Below are 19,803 nucleotides of genomic sequence, written 5' to 3'. Positions count from 1 at the left end.
TCACCACTGCACGCGCTGGCCGGCCGCGATGGCCACGCTGTCCGCCGGGAGCTCGAGCACCGCGTCGACGCTCACACCCTCGGCGATCACCGGGCAGCTCGCGCAGGGCTCGGCGCAGGGCTCGAGGCGCTCGACCGCGAGCACGAGCTCGTCGCGGATCAGCGCGACGTCGATGGCCTCCGTCAGGGCACAACCCCAGACCGGGAGCTCGCTGGCCGGGAGGTCGGGGATCAGCAGCAGGGCCTCGCGATCGCAGCGTCGATGCTTCCACCCGCGATCCCGCTCGACCGCCTCGTCCGCGAGCTCGGCGTCGAGCTCGAGCTCGAGCTCGACGATGGTCAGCGCGGTGGTGTCGAGGACCTGGGCGCGGATGTCTTCCTCGCAGACGGGTTCGGGCCCCGGGCAGGCGAAGAGGGCGAGGGAGAGCGTCGGCGCGAGGGCGAGCGAACGCATGGTGCACCTTACCTCTTTTGCAAGCCGACGAGCGCCCAGCGTGAAGTCTCGAGTCCGGCTCGTCACGCAAAGTGCAATGATCTATGATTCCGGCCTCGAAGGAGTCGTCAATGTTCGCCAACACGCAGATGATGGGTATGGACACGGGCTTCCCCGATGTCTGCCTCACGCCCTCGCCAGCGGGTCCTGTGCCCATCCCCTACCCGAACATCACGGCTGGGCCCATGGGCGTCCCCGCGGCCTATCGGGTCTTGTTCATGTACGCGCCGGCCCACAACATGGGCACCTCGATCCCAATGACCAATGGGGACAACCCTGGTGTGGCCACGGGCGTGGCATCGGGCATGGTCATGGGGCCCTCGCGGCACCTGACCGCGTCCTTCACCACCCTCGTCGGCGGTCTGCCGGCGACCCGGGTGACCAGCGCTTCTTTGCAAAATTCGACCAATTGCCCGGGCGTCCGCATCGTCCCGAGCCAGGTCAAGGTTTTGGTTCTGGCGCCATGAGTGACTCCGAAAATTCCGTCGCCCTTCGCTTTGACGCCAGCGCCGACGTCGACGGCACCTGGAAGATCGAGAACATGTCGATCCGCCAGCGCTTCAACGAGCCGGGCGCGGCGACGATCAAGCTGCACAGCCAGGATCTGATGGCCGAGCCGTCGCTGATGCTCGGGACCTCGGCCACGGTGGTGATCGAGCGGGCCGGGGCGATTCATGAATTCTCGGGTATCATCGAGCGCGTCGAGGACGGCGTGGGCACAGGCCACGAGCTCGTGGCCACCGTGACCATGGTCCCGGCGCTCGTCGCCCTGCGCCACCGGAAGAACAGCCGAATCTTCCAGGAGATGACGATCCCGGAGATCCTCGAGCAGGTCCTCGGCGAGGGCCTGGGGGCCTACGAGCGCGCGGTCGATCTCGGCTACCTGTCGGGCAAGTATTCGACGCAGGAGTACACGGTCCAGTATCAGGAGACGGACTTCGACTTCGTCCACCGGCTGATGGAGGAGCACGGCATCGGCTATCACTTCATCGACAGCGACGGCAAGGAGGTCATGACCCTCCACGACAGCGACGCGGTCTACGTCGACCTGCTCTCGCTCGGGAACTCCGACGGCATGCTGCCCCTGGTCAGCAGGGGCGACGACGCCGGGCTGACCGAGGACCTGCGCGAGTTTCGGCGCATGTCCAAGCTGCGCTCGACCGTGGTCCGGACCAAGGTGTTCAACTGGCTGTCGCCGAGTGCCGGCTACGACGGCGAGAGCGTCGAGGCCGCCGAGCTCGAGACCGCCAACGGCGCGAGCCTCGAGCCGGAGCGCGAAGAGTACATCCACGACGAGCCCAGCGGGCTGTCGAGCTACCGCAGCGCGGGGCTCGAGCCCGACGACGTCGATCACGATCTGGCGATCCGCCGCGCCGTCCACCAGCGCGACGCGATCCGCTGCGCCGGCGCGAGCACGGCGATCGCCATGGCCCCGGGGGCGCGCTTCGAGCTCCTCGATCACCCTCAGCCCGACATGGCGGATCAGTACGTGGTCGTCGCCGTTGAGCACCGCTACGGCTCGCACAGCCTCGGCGTGGACGGCTACTCCAACATCATCGAGTGCATCCCCTCGGAGGTCGAGTGGCGACCCGAGCGTCGGCGCAGGCGCCCGCGCATGCCCTCGCTACAGACCGCCACTGTGGTCGGCCCCGCCGGCGAGGAGATCCACACCGACGAGCACGGGCGCATCAAGGTCCAGTTTCACTGGGACCGCGAGGGGCAAAACGACGAGAACAGCTCGTGCTTCGTCCGCGTGGTCCAGCCCTGGGCCGGCAACGGCTGGGGCTTCGTGTTCTTGCCGCGGATCGGCATGGAGGTCGCGGTCAACTTCATCGAGGGCGACCCCGATCGCCCGATGGTCATGGGCTGCGTCTACAACGGCGACAACGTGCCGCCCTATGGGCTGCCCGGCGACAAGACCAAGAGCACGGTCAAGTCGAACAGCTCGCCTGGCGGCGGCGGCTTCAACGAGCTGCGCTTCGAGGACGCGTCTGGCTCCGAAGAGATCTTCATCCACGCCCAAAAGGACTTCAACGAGACCGTCCTCAACGACCACAACACGACCGTCGGCAACAACCAGACCAACAACGTCGACGTCGATCAGACCCAGACCGTCCACGGCAACCAAAGCGAGACGGTGGACGGCAACCAGGACATGTCCGTGGGCGGAAACCGCAGCGTGGTCGTCAGCGGGGACTTCTCCGAGGAGGTCTCGGGCTCCGAGTCTCGGACCGTGACCGGGAACGTGAGCGAGGACTTCGCGGCCAACGAGACGCGCACGGTCGCCGGTAACCACGCCGAGACCGTGACCGGCAACGTCGACCAGACCGTGAGCGGCAACGTCAGCCAGACCATCAGCGGCAACCTCACGGACACGGTCAGCGGCTCCATGTCCGAGACCATCACCGGTGGGATCACCACCACCACGCCCGCGAACCTGGCCGTGACCGCGGCCGGCGGCATCAACATGACCACGACCGGCTCGTTTTTGGTCAACGCGGCCGGTGGCTTCACGGTCCTCGCGCCCGGCGGGACCAAGACCGTGGACCAGGATTTTTGGTCCTTCGGCGGTGGTCAGGGCGCGATCTTTGGGTTTGCGATCGGCTACACCGGGGCCAAGGCAGAATACACCGGCGTCGCGATGGGCATGACGGGCATCAAGCTCGAGGTCACCGGCTTCAGCAACGGGCAGACTGGCGTGATCGTCAAGGACCGCGGCCTCGAGTTCGAGAACGCCGGGCTCGCGGCCTACGTCGCCGCGGCCAAGGTCTACAACGCCGCGATGAACATCATCGGATGAAGGTCATCAAACCTCAGCAGCTGGGCGTGCTCACGCGCTGCTTCGAGCACGGCCGGCGCTTCTACATGGGGGTCTCGGCCCTGGCCATGTTCCCCCTCGGCCGCACGGACACGCTCAGCCACGAGGTTGGGATGTGGAAGCTGGCGGCCGAGCGCCTCGGGGCCGAGGGCGCCCTCGACTATGCGATCCCCAAGTCGCGCGCCGAGTTCTTGCTCGGCGGGATCGCCTTCCCCCCGGGGGGACAGCCGGCCCCCGCGGTGCCGGTGCGCGCGAGCGTCGGCGGGCTTCAAAAGGACCTCGCCGTGTTCGGAGACCGGTTTTGGACCGGCGACTCGGCCACCGAGCCGCAGCCCTTCACGCAGATGGCGATCAACTGGGCCCACGCCTTTGGCGGCAAGGCGTACCCGCACAACCCCTTTGGCAAGGGCATCGACGAGGTCGAGCTCGACGGCTTCGCGGTCACGCCGCTGCCCAACGTCGAGGCCCCCCGCGAGCTGATCGACTCACCCAACGATCGCCCGCAGCCGGCTGGCTTTGGTCCCCTCGATCTCGCCTGGCCGCAGCGCCAGCGCCTCGCCGGGACCTACGACCAGGACTGGCTCGAGAACCTCTTTCCCGGCTACGCGCGCGACGTCGACTGGGAGATCCACAACATCGCCGCGCCGGATCAGCGCCGCGACGGCTTTTGGCAGGGGGGAGAGCGCTACCGCTTCGACAACCTCCATCCCAGCAAGGTCGTCGAGGGCGAGCTGCCGCGCTTTCGCGCGCGGGTGTTCATCAACCGCTCGCACGCGATCGGCGAGGCCCGGCCGCCCGGCCCGGATCTCAAGCAGATGGTCAAGCAGGTCCCGGCGCGGCTCGAGGAGATCCAGCTCGCGCTTCAGACCCTGTGGTTCTTCCCCGACGCCGAGCTCGGCGTGATGATCTGGTCGGGCTCGACGATCGTGGCCGAGGAGCTCGGCGAAGACATCGTCCACCTGCTCGTCGCGGCCGAGCACGACGACCGCCCGCGGCCGGTCGAGCACTACCTGAAGGTCGCCAGCGATCGCCTCGATCCCGAGACCGGCGCGCTGGCGATGCTGGTCGACGACGAGCTGCTGCCCGAGGGGCTCGGTGAGACCGAGTCGCCCCTCGACGAGGAGCTCGAGCTGTCGAAGTTCGAGAGCTTTCGCGGTCAGAACATGCGCCGCAGGCAGGTCGAGCTCGCCGAGGCCGGCCGGGCCGAGGTCGCCAGCCACGGCCTCGACCCGGACGTCCACGGCCCGCCGATCCCCGAGCCCGTCGACTTCAGCCCGCCTTCGCCAAAGCAGCTGCCCGCGCTGATCGAGGACATGAAGGCGAAAAAGGAGCAGCTCGACGTCGAGAGCAAGGCGAAGATCGCCAAGGCCCAGGCCGAGGTCGACGCGATCATCGACGACGCGGGGATCGATGACTTCACGAGCGAGACCCTGCACGAGGAGCAAAACCAGCCCGGACAGATCGGGCCGCCGACCTACACGGCCGCCGCGATCTTGAAGATGCTGCAAGACATGGCGGCGCAGACCCGGGCGACCGGCTACATCAACGACGAGATCGAGGAGATGATCGTCGACGAAGAGCTCTACGCCCAGTGGGAGGAGGCCGAGCGCGGGCAGCGGCAGGCCTACCACATGGGCGCGCACTTCCAGCAGCCCGCGCCGGCGATGCCGGCCGAGATGCGCGGGCCGACGCGGGCGCGCCTGCGCCAGGCGATCGCCGCGGGGGAGGACTTCACCAACCTCAACTTCACGGGCGCCAACCTCTCGCGCATGGACCTCAGGGGCGTCGACTTGTCGGGGGCCTACCTCGAGAGCGCCGACTTGAGCGACTCGAACCTCAGCGGCGCTCGCCTCGACGGGGCCGTGCTCGCCCACGCGAAGCTGACGAGGACGCGGCTCGAGGGCGCCTCGCTCGTCGACGTGAACCTCGGCAAGGCGAAGATCTCGGGGGCGATATTCACCGACGCCGATCTCAGCGAGGCGAACCTCTACGGGGCCAGGTTCGAGGAGAGCAGCTTGATCCGCGCCAAGCTGAAGGGGGCGAAGGTGGTCGAGCTGAGCCTCGAGCGCTGCGACGCGAGCGGCTGCTTCGCCGATGATCTGGTCTTCATCAAGGTCGAGCTGCGCGCGGTCAACCTGCGCCACGCCCGCCTCGATCGCACGCTGTGGCACGAGAACGACCTGCGCGGCTCCGCCTTCGACGGCGCGTCTTTGGTCTCGGCGACCTTCCTGGGCGTGGATATCCGCCAGGTTGGCTTTCGCGAGGCGAAGCTCGACAACGCCCGCTTCGTCGAGGACTGCAAGCTCGACGCTGTCGTGTTCAGCGGGGCGTCGATGCTCGGGACCTACTGTCGAGGCTTGCGCATGCGCGGCGCCGAGATCCGCCACGCGACCGTCGACGGCGCGGACTTCAGCGAGAGCGACCTGGCCGAGGCCAAGTTTTATCGAGTCGTCGCCCGCGGGGCGAGCTTCGAGATGGCGAACCTCCGCCAGGCCGAGATGATCTCCGGCAACTTCATGAACGCGAGCTTCGCCCGCGCGGTCATCGAGGGCGCGGACTTTCGGGCTGCCAACCTCTACGCCGCCGACATGGCCCGGGTCCGCAGCGACGCGGCGGTCCAGCTCGAGGACGCGCTGCTGACCAAGGTCCGCATCCACCCGCGCCTCGACGACCAGGTTGGCGCCGAGGGGGGAGGGGCGTCGACGTGAGCCACGGGATCGACGACCGCACCGACTGGGTGGTGCCGGAGACCGCCGAGGCCCTGGCCAGGCACGTCTACCGCGGGCTCGAGGCCGAAGGCTGGGACCTCTCGGGTCGGGACTTCGCGGGCATCGATCTACGCGGCGCGACCTTCAACAAGGTCGACCTGAGCGGCGCCGACCTGCGCCGCGCGGACCTGCGCGAGGCCACCTTCGTCGCCTGCAAGCTCGACGGCGCCCGTCTCGACGGGGCGAACCTGCACCTGACCACGCTCTACCAGTCGGGGCTCTCGGGCGCCGTGCTCAGCGGCGCGGACCTGACCCGCGCGCGGATGATCGAGCTCGACGCGAGCGAGGCGGACTTCAGCCAGACCGACGCGCGCCAGGCCCTGTTCGCCAAGTGCGGCCTCGAGCGGGCCAGGTTCACGGGCTCGCGCCTCGATCGCAACATCATCAGCGAGTGTCGGCTCGACGGCCTCGATCTGCGCGGCTGCAAGCTCGAGCAGGTCACCTTGATGAAGGCCGACCTGCGCCAGGTCTTGCTCGAGGGGGCGGAGCTCATCCAGCTGGTGCTCGTCGAGTCCGACCTCAGCGGCCTCGACCTGTCTGGCGCCACGCTGTGCCGGACCCAGTTCACCGAGTCCAAGCTCCAGGGCTGCAACTTCAGCGGCGCGGACTTGCGCAACGCCAACTTCAAGAGCGCGGACCTGGCCGGCGTCGTGCTGGCGAAGGCGAACGCCAGCAACGCCTTGTTCGTCGAGGCCGATCTGAGCGAGGCGGACCTGCGCGGTGCCAGGCTCGCGCAGTCGATCTTCATCGACGCCACGCTCGAGCGTGCGCGCTGCGGGGGCGCGGGCATGTATCAGTGCATCTTTCAGCGCGCGAAGTGTGCCCAGGCCTCCTTCGCTGGCGCGAACCTGACCTACGCCGACTTCTCCGAGGCCGACATCAGCGGGGCCGACTTCAGGGGCGCCCAGATGTTTCGCGCCAACCTCCACGCGGTCGACGACGCCGGCGCGCACATCCCCAACCGGGCCGTGACCCTCGGGACCGACCCCGAGCTCGCCGCGGCCCAAAACTGGAAGCCGAAGTATTAGCCATGCAAGCACGCGAACAAGACATCGAGCTCGTCAGTACGCCCTTCAGCACGAACCCGCGGGGGCATCAGGGCACGGCGCTGATCCTTGGTCAGGCCGATCAGGCGGAGGGCGGCGCGTGGTTGGTCGAGGACGCAGGTCAGCCGCGGGCGGCCAAGCGCGCCGCGAGCTGCCTGCTCGAGCCGGCGGTGGGCGACCAGGTGTGGATCGTGGTCGAGGGCGAGCGCTGCTACGTGCTCGCCGTGCTCGAGCGCGCCGCCGAGCAGACACCAGCGAGCTTGCGGATCGAGGGCGACGCGGCCTTGCATGTCGAGGGCCGCCTCGAGATCCACGCCGCGGACGACCTCCAGCTGCGCAGCGCGGCCGAGGTCGGCGTCGCCGGTGAGGCGCTCCAGGTCCAGGCTCGCACCGGCCGCGTGTTCGTGGGCGAGTGCAAGGCGGTGCTCCGTTCGTTGGTCACCCACGCGACCCGCTCGACCCTGGTCTCGAAGCTCGTCGAGACCCTCGCCGACCGCGTCCAGACCTCGAGCAAGACCTCGGCGCGCACGGTCGTCGAGATCGACGAGCTGCACGCGGGGGTCATCGATCATCGGGCCAGCGAGCTCGCCCAGCTGGCGGGGGACAAGGTGATCGTCAACGGCGGTGAGATCGCCAAGGTCGAGGCGGGACAGATCCACCTGGGCTGAGCGCGATCATGGACCGCGGTGGGATGCGCTTGCTATCGTCCCGGCGATGTCTGACGCGACCTTGCTGATCCTCGGCGGCCTCGAACTCGCGGGGATCGTCGGCGTGTTTGCGCTGTCTCGGCGAAACAAGGCCCGGCGAGCCGCAGGTCAGCCGCGCCCGCCCGTGCCCGTGCGCGTCGCCTCGGCTGTGCTCTTGCTCGCGGTCGTGATCGGCTTCCCTGCCGTGATCGTGCTGGCCTTCATCAACCCGAGCTTGCAGACCGAGCGGCTGCACGAGCGCCTCGTCGAAGAGGGCGTCCCGGCGACCGCGACGATCACCCGCGTGCAGGAGACGGGCACGGTCGTCAACAAGCAGCCGGAGGTCCAGGTCTCGGTCGAGGTTCAGCCCGAGGACGGGCCGGCCTTCGCCTCGCAGTCGACCTGGGTGTTCTCGGTCAGCGACACCCAGAGCTACTCGGCCGGGACCAAGGTGAAGGTGTTCTACGATCCCGAAGACCGCAGGGCGGTGGCGATCGTCGGCGTCGCCGACTAGGAGCCCGTGGTGAAACCCAGCGCGACACCTCGCTTGGTCTTTTCGCCGAGGGCTTTGTCGCCAAAACTGGCAGTACACCCGGTACAGCGGCGTTTTGGCTTCGCGCCCTCGACGAAAATCCCGGCGCCAGGAGCCGCGCTGGGTTCCACCACGGGCTCCTAGAGCGACTCGAGGAAGCTCAGCAGCAGCACGCGATCGTCGTCGCTCAGCCCCTCGAAGGCCACGCGCACCGCCTGCGCCTCACCGTCGTGGGCGAGGATCGCTGCCTCCACGGTGTCGGCCGAGCCGTCGTGCATGTAGGGCGCGCTCAGGCGCAAGCCCCAAAGCGGCGCGGTCCGGAACATCAGCTGCTCGGCGGCGAAGTCGACGATGCCCACGGCGCCCTCGGGGGCGACGACGTGGAGCAGGAAGTCGCTGTAGGCGCGCACGGGGCCGCTGACCCCGGGGAGCTCGACGACGTGGCAGCCGTCGCAGCCGACGGACTCGAACACGGCGAGGCCCTCGGGCAGCTCGGCGGCGGGCTCGGGGGCGGCGAGGCCGGCCATGAAGGTGGTCAGCGAGTTGATGTAGGCGGTGTCGACCTCGGGGTCCGGGATGTCGTCACCGTCGCTGAGCAGGCCGTAGCTGAAGCTGTCTTCTTCGGGGACGGTCAGGCCCATCTCCGCGCTCAGGGCGTCGCGGGCGAACTCTCGCAGGCTGGGGACCTGGGCCTTCCAGCCGAAGCGACCCAGGCGGCCGTCGGGGAGGAGATGGGCGACGCCGCGGATGCCGTCGCCGTCGAGGTCGTCGGGGTCGGCGTTGGCGAGGATGTCGTCGTCGGCGATGCCCTCGACGCGGCCGAGGCCGAGCAGCGAGGGGGTCTGGCGGGTCTCGAACACGTTTTGCGAGGGGTCGTGCTCGGGCCGCTCGGCCCCTGGGATCGCCAGGCGGTGGAGGATCGTGCCGTAGTCCGGGGCGATGAACTCGCCCTCCATGTCGATGGTGCCGTGGCGCATGACGTTGAGGTCGATGGGCCCGGCGCCGCCGATCACGGGATCGAAGTGGCAAGCGCGGCAGCTGTCGCCGTTGAAGGTGGGGCCGAGGCCGTCGACGATGTCGGCGTCACGGTCGAAGAGCGCGCGGCCGGCCTGCCACTGGGCGAGCATGGCCTCATTGGCGTGGATCTCCGGCTCGGGGCAGCCAGGGGTGCCAGTCGGCGGGATCACGGCGTCGGCCGGCAGCAGGCCCTCGCTGAACTGTTCGCGGCCGCCGAGGCTGGCGAGGAACTCGAGCAGGGCGTCGCGCTCGCTCTGGGGCAGGGCCTCGTAGGCGTCGCGCGAGCGCTGGGCCTCGCCGCCGTGCCAGAGGATCGCCTCGTCGAGGGTGTCCGCGCGGCCGTCGTGGAGGTAGGGGGCGACGGCGACGATGCCCCACAGCGGCTGGGTGCGGAACTCGGCGCCGGTGGCCACGCCCTGCTGCATGCCATCGGCCATGGCCTCGCCCATGTCGTGGAGCAGCAGGTCGGAGTAGAGCGGGACGAGGCCGCGGGGGCCCTCGAGGGTCGGCGCGTGGCAGTCGTCGCAGCCGATCTCGGCGAAGTTGGCCTGGCCGCGCAGCCCGAGCTCGTTGTCGCCGAGGTCTTCGGGCTCCGGGGCCGCGAGCAACATCGCGAAGGACACGAGGTCGAAGAGGTCCTCCGAGGGCATCTCGGGGTCGGGGGTGTCGTCGTCGTCGAAGAGCGGCTCGTCGGGGGCGGCGGCCTGGCGGAAGGCGAGCGCGGCCTCGGGGTCGATGGCGCGCAGGGCCGAGTCGGCGGCGCTCGAGGGCACGGGCAGCGCGGCCTTTTGGGCCTCGGTCAGCGGGTCGGTGGTGATCCCGAGGTGGTTGTTGAGCGGGCCGCGGATGAAGCCCTCGATGCTCACGGTCTGCGACTTGCGACCAAAGCGACCGACGAAGCCGCGGTCCCAGTTGGGCCGCCCGCTGATCCCGTCGCCGTCGGCGTCGTCCTCGTCGGCGTTGGCGAGGATCGAGCTCTCGGACAGCTCGGCGATCAGCCCGGTGCCGAAGAAGGGGATGGCGTTGCGGTGGGCGATGACGTTGACGCCCTCGTCGAGGCCCGGGCGCGTGGGCGCGCCGTTGAAGCCGAAGGAGGTGACCACGCCGCCGTGGCCCGTGGCCAGGAAGCTGCCGTCGTCGAGCTCGGTGCCGGTGAGGAAGAAGTCGCGGTAGCGCGGGCCGCTGCCGCCGAACACCGGGCGCTCGTGGCAGCTGGTGCAGAAGCTGACGTTGACCAGGGGGCCGAGGCCCTCGTCGGGGGCGAAGCGCCGGGTGGCGATCTGTTGTCCGCGCTCGAAGGTTGCCTGCTGCTCGGCGGTGGCCGTGGGCAGGATCGTGCCCATGGGTCCGTAGATGTCCTCGGCCAGCTCGGGCTCGGGATCGGGCTGGCAGGCGGCCAGGCCGATGAGGGCGAGGCTCGGGAGCAGGGCGTGACGCAGCGGAGCGGAGGACATGGCGGCGGGCATGGGAGGGCCTCAGGGCAAGTATTGAACGATCACCCCGGACCAGGGGGGCGAAAAGAGCAGGCTGCCGCCGACGCCAAAGCGGGCGCCGTCGGCCAGACCAAAGCTGCCGTGCAAGGTGTTGGGGCGGACGGAGCGATCGAGCAAGGTCCACTCGAAGCCGCCCGGGGCGACCTCGATGACGACGCCGTCGACGCCCACGGAGGTGGCCGTGCCGTCCTCGGCGACCCAGACGCCGTTGAGCCCGGGGAGCTCGCCGATCACCTCGCTGGTCCAGGCCTCGCCGTCGTAGCGGGCGATGACGCCGTTGGAGCGGCCGCCGACGGCGACGATCTCGTCCGGGCCGGTGCCCCACAGGCTGATGAGGTCGCGGGTCACCCCGGAGGGCTGCTGGACCCAGGCATCGCCATCGTAGTGGAAGATCACGCCCTGGTGGCCGACGGCGAACACGTTGTCGGGGCCGGTGCCCCAGACCTTGAGCAGGGCGTCGAACTCTCGGTCGGCGTCGGGCAGGGTCTCGAGGGACCAGGCGCTGCCGTCGAAGTGGGCGAGGACCGGCGCGTCGCCGGGGATGTCGCCGCCCACGGTCCACACGTCGGTCGCGCTCGAGCCCCAGATGCCCCACAGCGCGGCGCTGGTCCCCACGTTTTCGCTGGTCCAGCTGCCGTCGGCCGCCCGGTGACCCACGGTGCCCTCGTTGCCGGCGATCCACAGGTCCGAGCCGGTGCCGTAGACCCAGTTGATCAGGGGCATGTCGGCGGGGATCTCGGCCTCGACCCAGCCCTCGCCGTCGAAGCGGACCATGGCCCCGGCCTCTGGGTTGCCGCCGACGGCGTAGACCTCGTCGCGGCTCGGCCCCCACACGCTCAAAAAAGCGCCGACGCTCTCGTCGGTCTGCTCGCCGATGGTCCACTCGGGCTCGGACTTCGGCTTGTCGTCGGGGCAGGCGCTCAGGGCCAGAGGGGCCAGGAGCAGCGCCAGCCGGGCGGGGGCTTGGGGGAGGGCGGACATGGGGGCGGAGGGTAGCGCGGCCGATGGGGCGCTGATTGGGTGGTATCCCGAGGTGGGGATTTCGATCACTCGCCTCGGCCGATGGGGACGGCGGTGGCTCACGTGCGGGGTGTGCGCTGGTCACATGCGCGCGTCGGTGGGCCCGCTCCTAGGAGCCCGTGGTGGAACCCAGCGCGGCTCCTGGCGCCGGGCTTTTCGTCGAGGCCGCGGAGCCAAAACGCTGCTGTACCGGGCGTACTGCAAGTTTTGGCGACAAAGCCCTCGGCGAAAAGACCAAGCCAGGTGTCGTGTTGGGTTTCACCACGGGCTCCTAGCCCGGCGCGTAGTCGCCAGGCAGCGTCGAGTCGAGGCGGTCGAACTCGAAGTACTGGCCATAGTCCGGGTCGTAGCCGTCGGCATGGGACCCTTCAGGGACGGCGGCCCAGCACGACTCTTCAAACGCGGCCTCGCGGAGCATGCCCAGGTGCAGGGCGATGGTCCCGGGATCCTCGAGGTCGGACCAGGCCACGCGCAGCTCGACGAAGTCGCCGGAGGCAGCCACGTCGTCGCTGCCGGCGATCGGCCCGAAGCCGGGGTCGGTCCAGTCGGTCCCGCTCCACTCGAGGGCGCCGCCGTAGTCGTCGCTGGCCTTCCAGCGCAGGTGCCAGCGGGCCGAGAAGGGCAGCGCCGGCTGCTGGGTGTTGTAGGTGACGCCGGCCTCGGTCCCCGCGGCCCCGCCCAGGTAGGCGACGAACCAGTTTTGAGCGTCGTCCTCCGCGAGCGCCGGGCCGCGCATGCCCAGGTAGAGGTAGCTCTCGTCCCAGGCCACGTAGCCGGCGTGCTCGGCCGTCGAGGTCGAGAAGGTCTCGCCTGCGTCGAAGTCGTTGACGCCGTCGATGACGATGCTGTGGAAGTAGCGGACCGTGAAGCCTTCGTTGGTGGTGAAGTCGGCGGCCATGGCCGTGCCGCCGGCGTCGGTGACCTCGGCGAGCACGCGCAGCTCGTAGGTGGTGGCGCTCGCGAGATCGCCCGCGGGGGTGAGCGTGAAGGTGGTGTCGTCGCCGGAGCTCGGGGCCGCGGCCATCTGCACGCAGGTCGAGAACCCGTCGGCCGAGACCTGGACGCTGCCCGAGCAGCTGGTGTTGGCGGTGTTGGTGGTCAGCGTGGCCGCGTCCATGGCCGCGCTGAAGGTCACGCTGATCGTCGCGTCCGGGGCGACGCCGGCCTCGAGGTCCTGGGGATCCGTGGCGGCCACGAAGGGAACGCCCTCTTCTCCGGTGGTCGTCGACTCTGACTCGGAGGACTCTGACTCGGAGGATTCAGACCCGGAGGACTCGGACTCCGAAGCGCTCGAGTCCGACTCGGAGGACTCGGACCCGGAGGATTCGGACTCGGAGGACTCGGACTCGGAGGACTCGGACTCGGAGGACTCGGATTCGGACTCGGAAGATTCGGACTCGGACTCCGAAGAGGTGGTGTCGGCGGTGCTCGACTCGCCCTCGCTGGTGTCGTCGCTCGCGCTGCCAAAGGTCGCCACGCCCTCGGCGCTGGTCTCGGAGTCGGTCTCGGAGCCCGCGCCGATCTCATCGTCTCCGCCCTCGTCGTTACAGCCAGGGGCGATGAGCAGGCCGAGACCGAGGAGCAGGCTGGAGACCGAATTCACGCGACGCATCGCGCGATGGTAGCCCTATCCCTCCCAGATGGCCCAGCCGCCCGCGGTCCAGTCGTCCTCGGGCCCCGCAAAGGCGCCGAGCCAGCGCGCGTCGGGGTCGAAGAAGCCGTCGTCGGGGGGACCCGAGAGCCCTTTTGCGAGGGGAATCGGGCTCGCGGGGAGCATGCCCGCTGGGGGCGGCTGGCAGCTGGGGAAGCTGGGGGCGCCCGGGCTCGCGCGGGTGAGCACGCCGCGCTCGGGGCTGGCGAGCCAGGCGACCTCGTCGAGGCCCTCGTCGTCGTCGCGCTCGTCGAGCTCGGCGCCGGGCTGGTCGACGAGCGCGAGGCCAGAGAGCGTGGGGCTGGTGCCGAGGTCGCGGATGTCCAGGGCGTAGTCGAAGCCGCTGAGCAGCAGGCCGTGGAGCTCGGGGGCGGCGGCGCGGCGGATCAGCAGGGCGTAGCTCGGGGTCTTGGCCGCGTGCGCGCCGCAGGCCGTGGCGTTCCAGATCCGCGGGGCCGTGCGCGGCTCGACGCCGGCGCCGCGAGGATCGTTGTCGAACTCGAAGGCGTTGCTGGGCTCCTCGTCGTGTTCGGTCGCGGGCAGGTCGCGGACGAGGAGGTGCTGGAGCCGGCCCTGGTAGCCGTAGTCGAAGTCGAAGGCGTCGTCCCCGGGCTGGTCGCAGATCAGGTGCTTGGCGTCGACGGTCCCGCCGAAGAACTCGAAGCAGTCGTCGCTGGTCGCCCGGACCTGGATGTGGTCGAGGGTCGTGCCCCGGCCGACGCCGGCGAGGGTCAGGCCGTTGAGCTCGTTGGCGGGGGCGAGCTCGACCCCGGGATATTCGATGCGGACGTAGCGGAGCACGCCGCTGTCGTCCTCGGGGTCGTCGCCGCCGTAGCTTCCCCCGGCGAGGATGCCCTCGACGAGGCCGTGGATGGCGTGGCCGTCGGCGTCGCGGAGGTTGAGGGGGGCCTGGCCGAGGAGCACGACGCCGCCCCAGTCGCCGGCGCGGCGCTGGGTTGGCGGGCGGCTGCTGGTGAACACGATCGGGCGCTCGGGGGTGCCCTCGGCGACCAGCCGCGCCCCCGGCTCGACCACCAAGGTGCCCTTGGTCTCGCGGTCGCCGAGGATCGTGGTCCCGGGCTCGATGGTCAGGGTGACCCCGGTGGACACGCGGGCCTGGAAGCGCAGCAGGTAGTTGCGATCGCAGCGCAGGGTCGCGTCGGCCTCGATCTCCCCGCTGAGCTCGACCTGGGGCTTGTTGGGCGCGTCGCAGTCGCCAAAGCGCCCGCCGAGCGTGGCCTCGCCGGGCTGGGGCAGCGCGACCTCGGGCAGCCCGATGGATGCCTCGCTCGAGGGCGGGGCGCTGCGCGACGTGGGCACAGACCGATGGTTCGCGCGGTCGATGCTCGAGAGCACGATCGGCGTGAGCGAGACGACGCCCAGGGCGATGATCCCCCCGACCACCCAGGTGCGCGGGATGTCGGCGCGGCGCAGCAGCCCGCGGCGGATCGACGAGAGCTCCGGGTGGGCGCCGCTCGGCGTGGCGTCTTCGCGGGTGCGCTCGCTCGCGGGCAGGTAGCGAGGAGGCTCGCGCAGGGCGAGGCTGCCCCGGGCGATCGGCCCCTCGTTGACCGTGGCCTCGTCGGGATCCGGGCGCAGATACTCGCCGGATCCCAAGGTCCGCTCGCTCTGCTCGCCGCGGTAGGGCTCCCGCCACAGCTCGAGGGAGGGCAGGTCCCCCGAGCTCGGGGCGCCGACGATGCGCAGCAGCTCGGCGTCGATGCGGTTGCGCATCTGGGCGCGCTCGCTGGCGAAGGCCGCGGCGACCCGCTTGCCGATCGCCCGCGAGCTGGCGTCGAGGCCCTCGGTGTCCATGTAGACCTCGAGCTCGTGGCGAAAGAGCTCGGCGCTGGAGTAGCGCGCGGCGGCGTCGGGCTCCATGGCGCGGCGACAGATCTCGAGCAGCCGCGGCGGGAGCTCGGGGGCGTCCAGGGCCGGGAGCTCGTCGACGCTCAGCTGTCGGGCGATGCTCGCGGCCTGGGTGTCGCCCCATAGCCGCCGGCCAGACAAGAGCTCCCAGAGCATGACCCCGGCCGCGAACAGGTCGGCGCGGCGATCGAGGGCCTCGCCGCGGGCCTGCTGCGGGGACATGTAGGCCAGCTTGCCCTTGAGCCCGCTGCCCTCGGTGCGGGTGATCGCGCCGCTGGCCTTGGCGATGCCGAAGTCGACGAGCTTGATCTGCCCGTCGTAGGTGATGAACAGGTTCTGGGGCGAGACGTCGCGGTGGACGACGTCGAGGGGCGAGCCGTCGTAGTCGCGCAGCTCGTGGGCGTAGTGCAGGCCCTCGAGCATCTCGGTGATCACCCGCAGGCGCATGCCCAAGCTCATGGTCTCGCGGCGGAGCACGCGGCTGAGCGGCTGGCCGTCGAGGAACTCCATCGTGATGTAGGGGATCGGCCCCTCCTGGCCGACCTCGAAGGTCTGCACGACGTTGGGGTGATGCAGGCGCGCGGCCAGTCGGGCCTCGTCCATGAACATCGACAGGGCCTCGGGCTCGTCGAGGAGCGAGGCTCGCAGCTGCTTGGCGACCAGCAGCTTGTTGACCCCCGCGGCGCTGGTGACCACGGCGAGGTAGACGTCCGACATGCCGCCGTGGCCGATGGCGAAGAGCAGCTGGTGGCGACCCAGGGACACGGGGGGCCGCGCCATGGATGCGTTCGCGCCCGTGTCATGGCGCCGCTCTCGAGCTTCTTCGCGCACGTTCTCTCGGCCGTGGTGTGTCCATCGATTCGAATCGATTCGAACCGATGCGCCGCGAAGGTATGGGCCCGAGCGGACATGGGCAAGTCACATGTTGGCCATCGAATTGCCGAGTTTTGCCGCCTACGCGGCGTGGGCGTGTTGGCCCCAGTGATGGAGGAGTCCCACGCGAGGGTGGTGCGGCGAGCTGATCTCGTCTGGGTGTGCGCCAATCTGCGACATGGCGTGTGACATCGGCGGGTAGACCCAGGCGGCGCGAGAGACGTTCGCTCCTGCCATGCACGAAGGACGGGGCTATGGTCTACCGGTGCGGGCGCGAAGCGAGCGAGGACTGGCCAGGCTCTCGCTGGTGATGCTCCTCGGCGCGGGCTCCTTGCTCGGCTGCCACGACCCGGGCGCCGCGAGCAACGAGCCCGATGCGGTGGGCGCGAGCGAGGGCAGCGAGCTCGCGTGGGTCGCGGGTGAGCAGGGCGAGGCAGGCGAGGGGGAGGGTGCCGAGCCCGAGGACGATGGCAGCCACGACCTGCTCTGCCAGCAGGACCCCGAGGCCCCGGGCTGCCCGTGGGACCGCAACGCGACCAACTTCGTCGACGAGGGCGTGTGGGGGAACCACGATCCGAGCACCATGCCCCTGCCCGAGCCGGCCGGGCCCGAGCGCTGTCCCGACGACGCGGTGCTCGGCGAGATGATCGAGATCCCCGCGGGCGAGTTCGTGATGGGCTGCGACATCCGCAACAGCCAGCTGTGCGGTCAAAACGAGCGCAAGCTGACCACCGTGGAGCTGCCCGCCTTCGCCATCGATCGCACGGAGGTCACCCAGGCGGCCTACGAGCGCTGCATCGAGGCCGGCGTGTGCGAGGCGCCCGCGGCCGGGTTCTCGCCGGGCGAGGACTGCACGCACCCGGTGGTCAACGTCAGCTGGCAGCAGGCCGGGCAGTACTGCGCGTGGCTCGACAAGCGCCTGCCCACGGAGGCCGAGTGGGAGAAGGCCGCGCGCGGCGACGACGGGCGGCTCTTTCCCTGGGGAGACGAGGCTCCGACCTGCGAGCTCGCCAACTTCGAGGGCTGCGGCCTGCGTGCGCCGCAGCCGGTCGCCAGCCACCCGGCGGGGGCCAGCCCCTACGGGCTGATGGACATGGCCGGCAACGTGCGCGAGTGGGTCTTCGATCGTGAGGAGGGCCGCAAGCGCCAGCCCAAGCGGGGCATCCGCGGTGGGATGTTCACCGATCAGGCCACGCACATTCGTGCAGTCCGGCGCACCTGGGGGGACGTCAACGTGAGCGACATCGGGATCGGCTTTCGCTGCGCCAAGTGAGGCGCGCATCTGGTCGATCTGCGTCCGCGTGCCGGACGCCGCGCCTGTGCGCGGACGCGAGCGTCAGGGAGCGCACCCCTCGGAGGGCGAGTGCTGTACCATCACGCCATGCTTCGGCGAGGCCAAGAGCGAGCCAAAAGCGCGCGCGCATCATGGTGGTTGGTCGGTCTCGGCGTGGGGCTCTCGCTCGCAGCTTGCCGGGCGGAGGAGGCCGACTGCGAGGCCCTGGCGACTCATATCGCCAAGCTGGCCGAGGCCGAGGGCAAGGGCGGCCCGGGCTCGGCACTGGCCATCGAGGGGGACTGCAAGCAGCTGCGGCCGACCCGGAAGTTGGTCGAGTGCATGCAGGCCGCGCAGAGCCTGGCCGAGGTCGAGGCCTGCGGCGCATAGCTCGGTGAGCGGGGCTCACTTCTTCGCGAGTGGGTCCGCCGATGGGTCAGCCGCTCGGTCGCTGGGCTGGGCTGCGCTAGCCCCCGAAGCCCCATCCCTGCTAAATCTCGGGTATGCGCCAGCGCTCTTGGCTGCTCTTTGGATTACCACTCTTGGGCTGCCAGCCCGTGACCGAGGGAGTGCCCATCGCGGACGATACCGGGACGAGCAGCGAGGAGGTGGGCTGCATCGAGGGCCAGCTCGACTGCGCGTGCACACCCGAGGGCAGCTGCGACGCCGGCTTGGTCTGTGATGGCGCGCTGTGCATCTCCGAGGGCGAGGAGAGCAGCTCGAGCGGGGAGGACACGGGCACGGACACGGAGTCGGACAGCGAGGACACCGGGAGCTGCTCGGGGGAGGGGTGCCCCTGCGAGGCCGGGGCCAGCAGCTGTGATCCTGGGCTGAGCTGCGTCAACGGCGAGTGCGTCGACAGCTGCGGCAACGGGGCCCTCGACAACGGTGAGCAGTGTGACGACGGCAACGAGGCCGAGGGAGACGGCTGCGACAACGACTGCAGCTACACCGAGGTCCTCGCGATCTCGCTGGGCTATCAGTCGACCTGCGCGGTGATCGAGGGCGGGCGGCTGCGCTGCTGGGGCGACAACGCCTACGGTCAGCTGGGCTACGGGAACACCGCCGACATCGGCGACACCGAGACCCCGGCGAGCATCGACGACGTGATCTTGCCGGCGCCGATCGAGTTCGTCGACCTCGGGTCGCTGCACGCCTGCGGGGGCTTCGCCGACGGGGAGGTCTACTGCTGGGGGCAGAACTTTCACGGTCAGCTCGGCTACGGCAACGCGGGCCTCGACACTCATATTGGTGACGACGAGCTGATTGGTGAGCCCGGCCCCGTATCCGTGGGCGAGGATACGCTGAGCATGAGCCTGGGCGAGCACTTCGGCTGCGCGCGCCTGGACAACGCCAAGCTGCGCTGTTGGGGGCAGAACCTCTATGGGCAGCTCGGTCAGGGCAACCTGTTAAACATCGGTGACGACGAGCTCCCGAGCGACTCGGAGCTGCCTTTCATCGGCGCTGACGTCAGCGCGGTCTCGGCCGGTCGCTACCACGTCTGCGTGATCACCACGGACAGCCAGGCGCGCTGCTGGGGTCGAGGCAACAGCGGCCAGCTGGGCTACGGCGACAACGCGACCATCGGCGACAACGAGGCGCCCAGTAGCGCGGGCGACGTCTCGCTCTACCCCAATGGCGTCGAGGGGGTCCTCGCCCAGCTCTCGCTCGGCGAGGAATTCAGCTGCGCGCGCTTCTCCTCCGGCGAGGTCCTGTGCTGGGGCAAGGCAAACGAGGGCCAAGTCGGCCAGGGGAACAAAGAAGATTACGGCAACCAAGACGGGGAGCTGCCCTCGGCGCTCTCGCCGATCAGCCTCGGCGGCTCGGCCACGGCGATCGCCGCCGGGGGGCGCCACGTCTGCGCCCTGCTCGACTCCGGTCTCATCCGCTGCTGGGGCGCCAACGACTACGGCCAGCTCGGCCTCGGGAACGACGAGGACATCGGCGACGACGAGCTCCCGAGCGAGGCCCCGACCGTCGACGTCGGCGGGAGCGCGATCATGATCGCGGCCGGTCAGGACCACACCTGCGCCGTGCTCGAGACCTTCGAGGTGGTCTGCTGGGGCCGCAACCCGGACGGGCGCCTGGGCTACGGGCACACGGAGACCATCGGCGACGACGAATCTCCGGTGGTCGCCGGGACCATCGACCTGCTCTGAGCCGCGGCGACTCGAGGCGTGACCGTCGCTCCAGAGCGCTCTCGCAGCCCGTGGTGAATCCCTGCGTGCGACGGGTTGCTGGGCGCGGGACGCTGGCAGCCGGTGT

Annotated in this window: 14 protein-coding genes; 9 read left to right on the top strand and 5 right to left on the bottom strand. The window is 70.0% G+C overall.

All coding sequences use genetic code 11. The features are described from left to right. On the bottom strand, window positions 1–453 hold the full coding sequence (locus G6O69_RS31800) for a DUF192 domain-containing protein (protein WP_172307226.1): 453 nt from the start codon (window positions 451–453) through the stop codon (window positions 1–3). A gap of 110 nt (window positions 454–563) precedes the next feature. On the opposite strand from G6O69_RS31800, the gene G6O69_RS31795 reads away from it, so the two are divergent. From G6O69_RS31795 to G6O69_RS31770, 6 genes are read left to right on the top strand one after another with little or no spacing between them, the layout of a single operon-like run. After that, window positions 564–959 carry a DUF4150 domain-containing protein gene (locus G6O69_RS31795; RefSeq protein ID WP_172307225.1) on the top strand — a complete coding sequence of 132 codons (396 nt, stop codon included), beginning with the start codon at window positions 564–566 and terminating at the stop codon, window positions 957–959. After that, window positions 956–3,292, top strand: coding sequence for a type VI secretion system tip protein TssI/VgrG (gene tssI / locus G6O69_RS31790; protein ID WP_172307224.1), 2,337 nt, complete (start codon window positions 956–958; stop codon window positions 3,290–3,292). The genes G6O69_RS31795 and tssI overlap by 4 nt, the downstream gene beginning before the upstream one ends. Then, entirely contained in the window at window positions 3,289–6,018 is a 2,730-nt protein-coding gene (locus tag G6O69_RS31785; RefSeq protein WP_172307223.1) for a DUF2169 domain-containing protein, read from the top strand. The genes tssI and G6O69_RS31785 overlap by 4 nt, the downstream gene beginning before the upstream one ends. Next, window positions 6,015–7,106, top strand: coding sequence for a pentapeptide repeat-containing protein (locus tag G6O69_RS31780; protein ID WP_172307222.1), 1,092 nt, complete (start codon window positions 6,015–6,017; stop codon window positions 7,104–7,106). Before G6O69_RS31785 ends, G6O69_RS31780 begins: the two co-directional genes overlap by 4 nt. Before the next feature lie 2 nt (window positions 7,107–7,108). Further along, on the top strand, window positions 7,109–7,792 hold the full coding sequence (locus tag G6O69_RS31775) for a DUF3540 domain-containing protein (RefSeq protein ID WP_172307221.1): 684 nt from the start codon (window positions 7,109–7,111) through the stop codon (window positions 7,790–7,792). 46 nt (window positions 7,793–7,838) lie between these two features. Continuing rightward, complete coding sequence (locus tag G6O69_RS31770; RefSeq protein WP_172307220.1) at window positions 7,839–8,324, top strand: DUF3592 domain-containing protein; 486 nt, start codon at window positions 7,839–7,841, stop codon at window positions 8,322–8,324. A 158-nt stretch (window positions 8,325–8,482) separates the two neighbouring features. Here G6O69_RS31770 and G6O69_RS31765 read toward each other — a convergent pair whose 3' ends face one another. The 4 genes from G6O69_RS31765 to G6O69_RS31750 all read right to left on the bottom strand — a co-directional run bounded on the left by G6O69_RS31765 (window position 8,483) and on the right by G6O69_RS31750 (window position 16,223). Continuing rightward, window positions 8,483–10,813: a di-heme oxidoredictase family protein gene (locus G6O69_RS31765; protein ID WP_255215924.1), complete on the bottom strand. Its 2,331-nt coding sequence runs from the start codon at window positions 10,811–10,813 to the stop codon at window positions 8,483–8,485. Window positions 10,814–10,834: 21 nt separating this feature from the next. Next, window positions 10,835–11,833: a hypothetical protein gene (locus tag G6O69_RS31760; protein WP_172307218.1), complete on the bottom strand. Its 999-nt coding sequence runs from the start codon at window positions 11,831–11,833 to the stop codon at window positions 10,835–10,837. Between the two features lie 310 nt (window positions 11,834–12,143). Next, the gene (locus tag G6O69_RS31755) at window positions 12,144–13,484 is read right to left on the bottom strand and encodes an Ig-like domain-containing protein (protein WP_172307217.1); all 1,341 of its coding nucleotides are present in this window, start codon (window positions 13,482–13,484) and stop codon (window positions 12,144–12,146) included. Between the two features lie 15 nt (window positions 13,485–13,499). Further along, a complete protein-coding gene (locus G6O69_RS31750) occupies window positions 13,500–16,223 on the bottom strand; it encodes a serine/threonine-protein kinase (RefSeq protein WP_217909952.1) in 2,724 nt (907 codons plus the stop codon). Window positions 16,224–16,500: 277 nt separating this feature from the next. Here G6O69_RS31750 and G6O69_RS31745 point away from each other — a divergent pair, with 277 nt between their 5' ends. The 3 genes from G6O69_RS31745 to G6O69_RS31735 all read left to right on the top strand — a co-directional run bounded on the left by G6O69_RS31745 (window position 16,501) and on the right by G6O69_RS31735 (window position 19,697). Next, window positions 16,501–17,538 (top strand): SUMF1/EgtB/PvdO family nonheme iron enzyme, encoded by a 1,038-nt coding sequence (locus tag G6O69_RS31745; RefSeq protein ID WP_176397212.1) that lies wholly within the window; start codon window positions 16,501–16,503, stop codon window positions 17,536–17,538. 108 nt (window positions 17,539–17,646) lie between these two features. Next, entirely contained in the window at window positions 17,647–17,928 is a 282-nt protein-coding gene (locus G6O69_RS31740; RefSeq protein WP_176397211.1) for a hypothetical protein, read from the top strand. Window positions 17,929–18,041: 113 nt separating this feature from the next. Beyond that, window positions 18,042–19,697, top strand: a complete 1,656-nt coding sequence (locus G6O69_RS31735; RefSeq protein WP_176397210.1) for a hypothetical protein — start codon at window positions 18,042–18,044, stop codon at window positions 19,695–19,697. The last annotated feature ends 106 nt before the right edge of the window (window positions 19,698–19,803 follow it).

The sequence above is a fragment of the Pseudenhygromyxa sp. WMMC2535 genome, from assembly GCF_011083025.2.
Note: the sequence above shows the minus strand (reverse complement) of the source record. Positions and strands in the feature narration are given on the sequence as shown.

Coding starts and splice junctions, on each gene's coding strand:
- G6O69_RS31800 (WP_172307226.1), bottom strand. CDS start 453: ATGCGTTCGCTCGCCCTCGCGCCGACGCTCTCCCTCGCCCTCTTCGCC.
- G6O69_RS31795 (WP_172307225.1), top strand. CDS start 564: ATGTTCGCCAACACGCAGATGATGGGTATGGACACGGGCTTCCCCGAT.
- tssI (WP_172307224.1), top strand. CDS start 956: ATGAGTGACTCCGAAAATTCCGTCGCCCTTCGCTTTGACGCCAGCGCC.
- G6O69_RS31785 (WP_172307223.1), top strand. CDS start 3,289: ATGAAGGTCATCAAACCTCAGCAGCTGGGCGTGCTCACGCGCTGCTTC.
- G6O69_RS31775 (WP_172307221.1), top strand. CDS start 7,109: ATGCAAGCACGCGAACAAGACATCGAGCTCGTCAGTACGCCCTTCAGC.
- G6O69_RS31770 (WP_172307220.1), top strand. CDS start 7,839: ATGTCTGACGCGACCTTGCTGATCCTCGGCGGCCTCGAACTCGCGGGG.
- G6O69_RS31765 (WP_255215924.1), bottom strand. CDS start 10,813: ATGTCCTCCGCTCCGCTGCGTCACGCCCTGCTCCCGAGCCTCGCCCTC.
- G6O69_RS31760 (WP_172307218.1), bottom strand. CDS start 11,833: ATGTCCGCCCTCCCCCAAGCCCCCGCCCGGCTGGCGCTGCTCCTGGCC.
- G6O69_RS31755 (WP_172307217.1), bottom strand. CDS start 13,484: ATGCGTCGCGTGAATTCGGTCTCCAGCCTGCTCCTCGGTCTCGGCCTG.
- G6O69_RS31745 (WP_176397212.1), top strand. CDS start 16,501: ATGCACGAAGGACGGGGCTATGGTCTACCGGTGCGGGCGCGAAGCGAG.
- G6O69_RS31740 (WP_176397211.1), top strand. CDS start 17,647: ATGCTTCGGCGAGGCCAAGAGCGAGCCAAAAGCGCGCGCGCATCATGG.
- G6O69_RS31735 (WP_176397210.1), top strand. CDS start 18,042: ATGCGCCAGCGCTCTTGGCTGCTCTTTGGATTACCACTCTTGGGCTGC.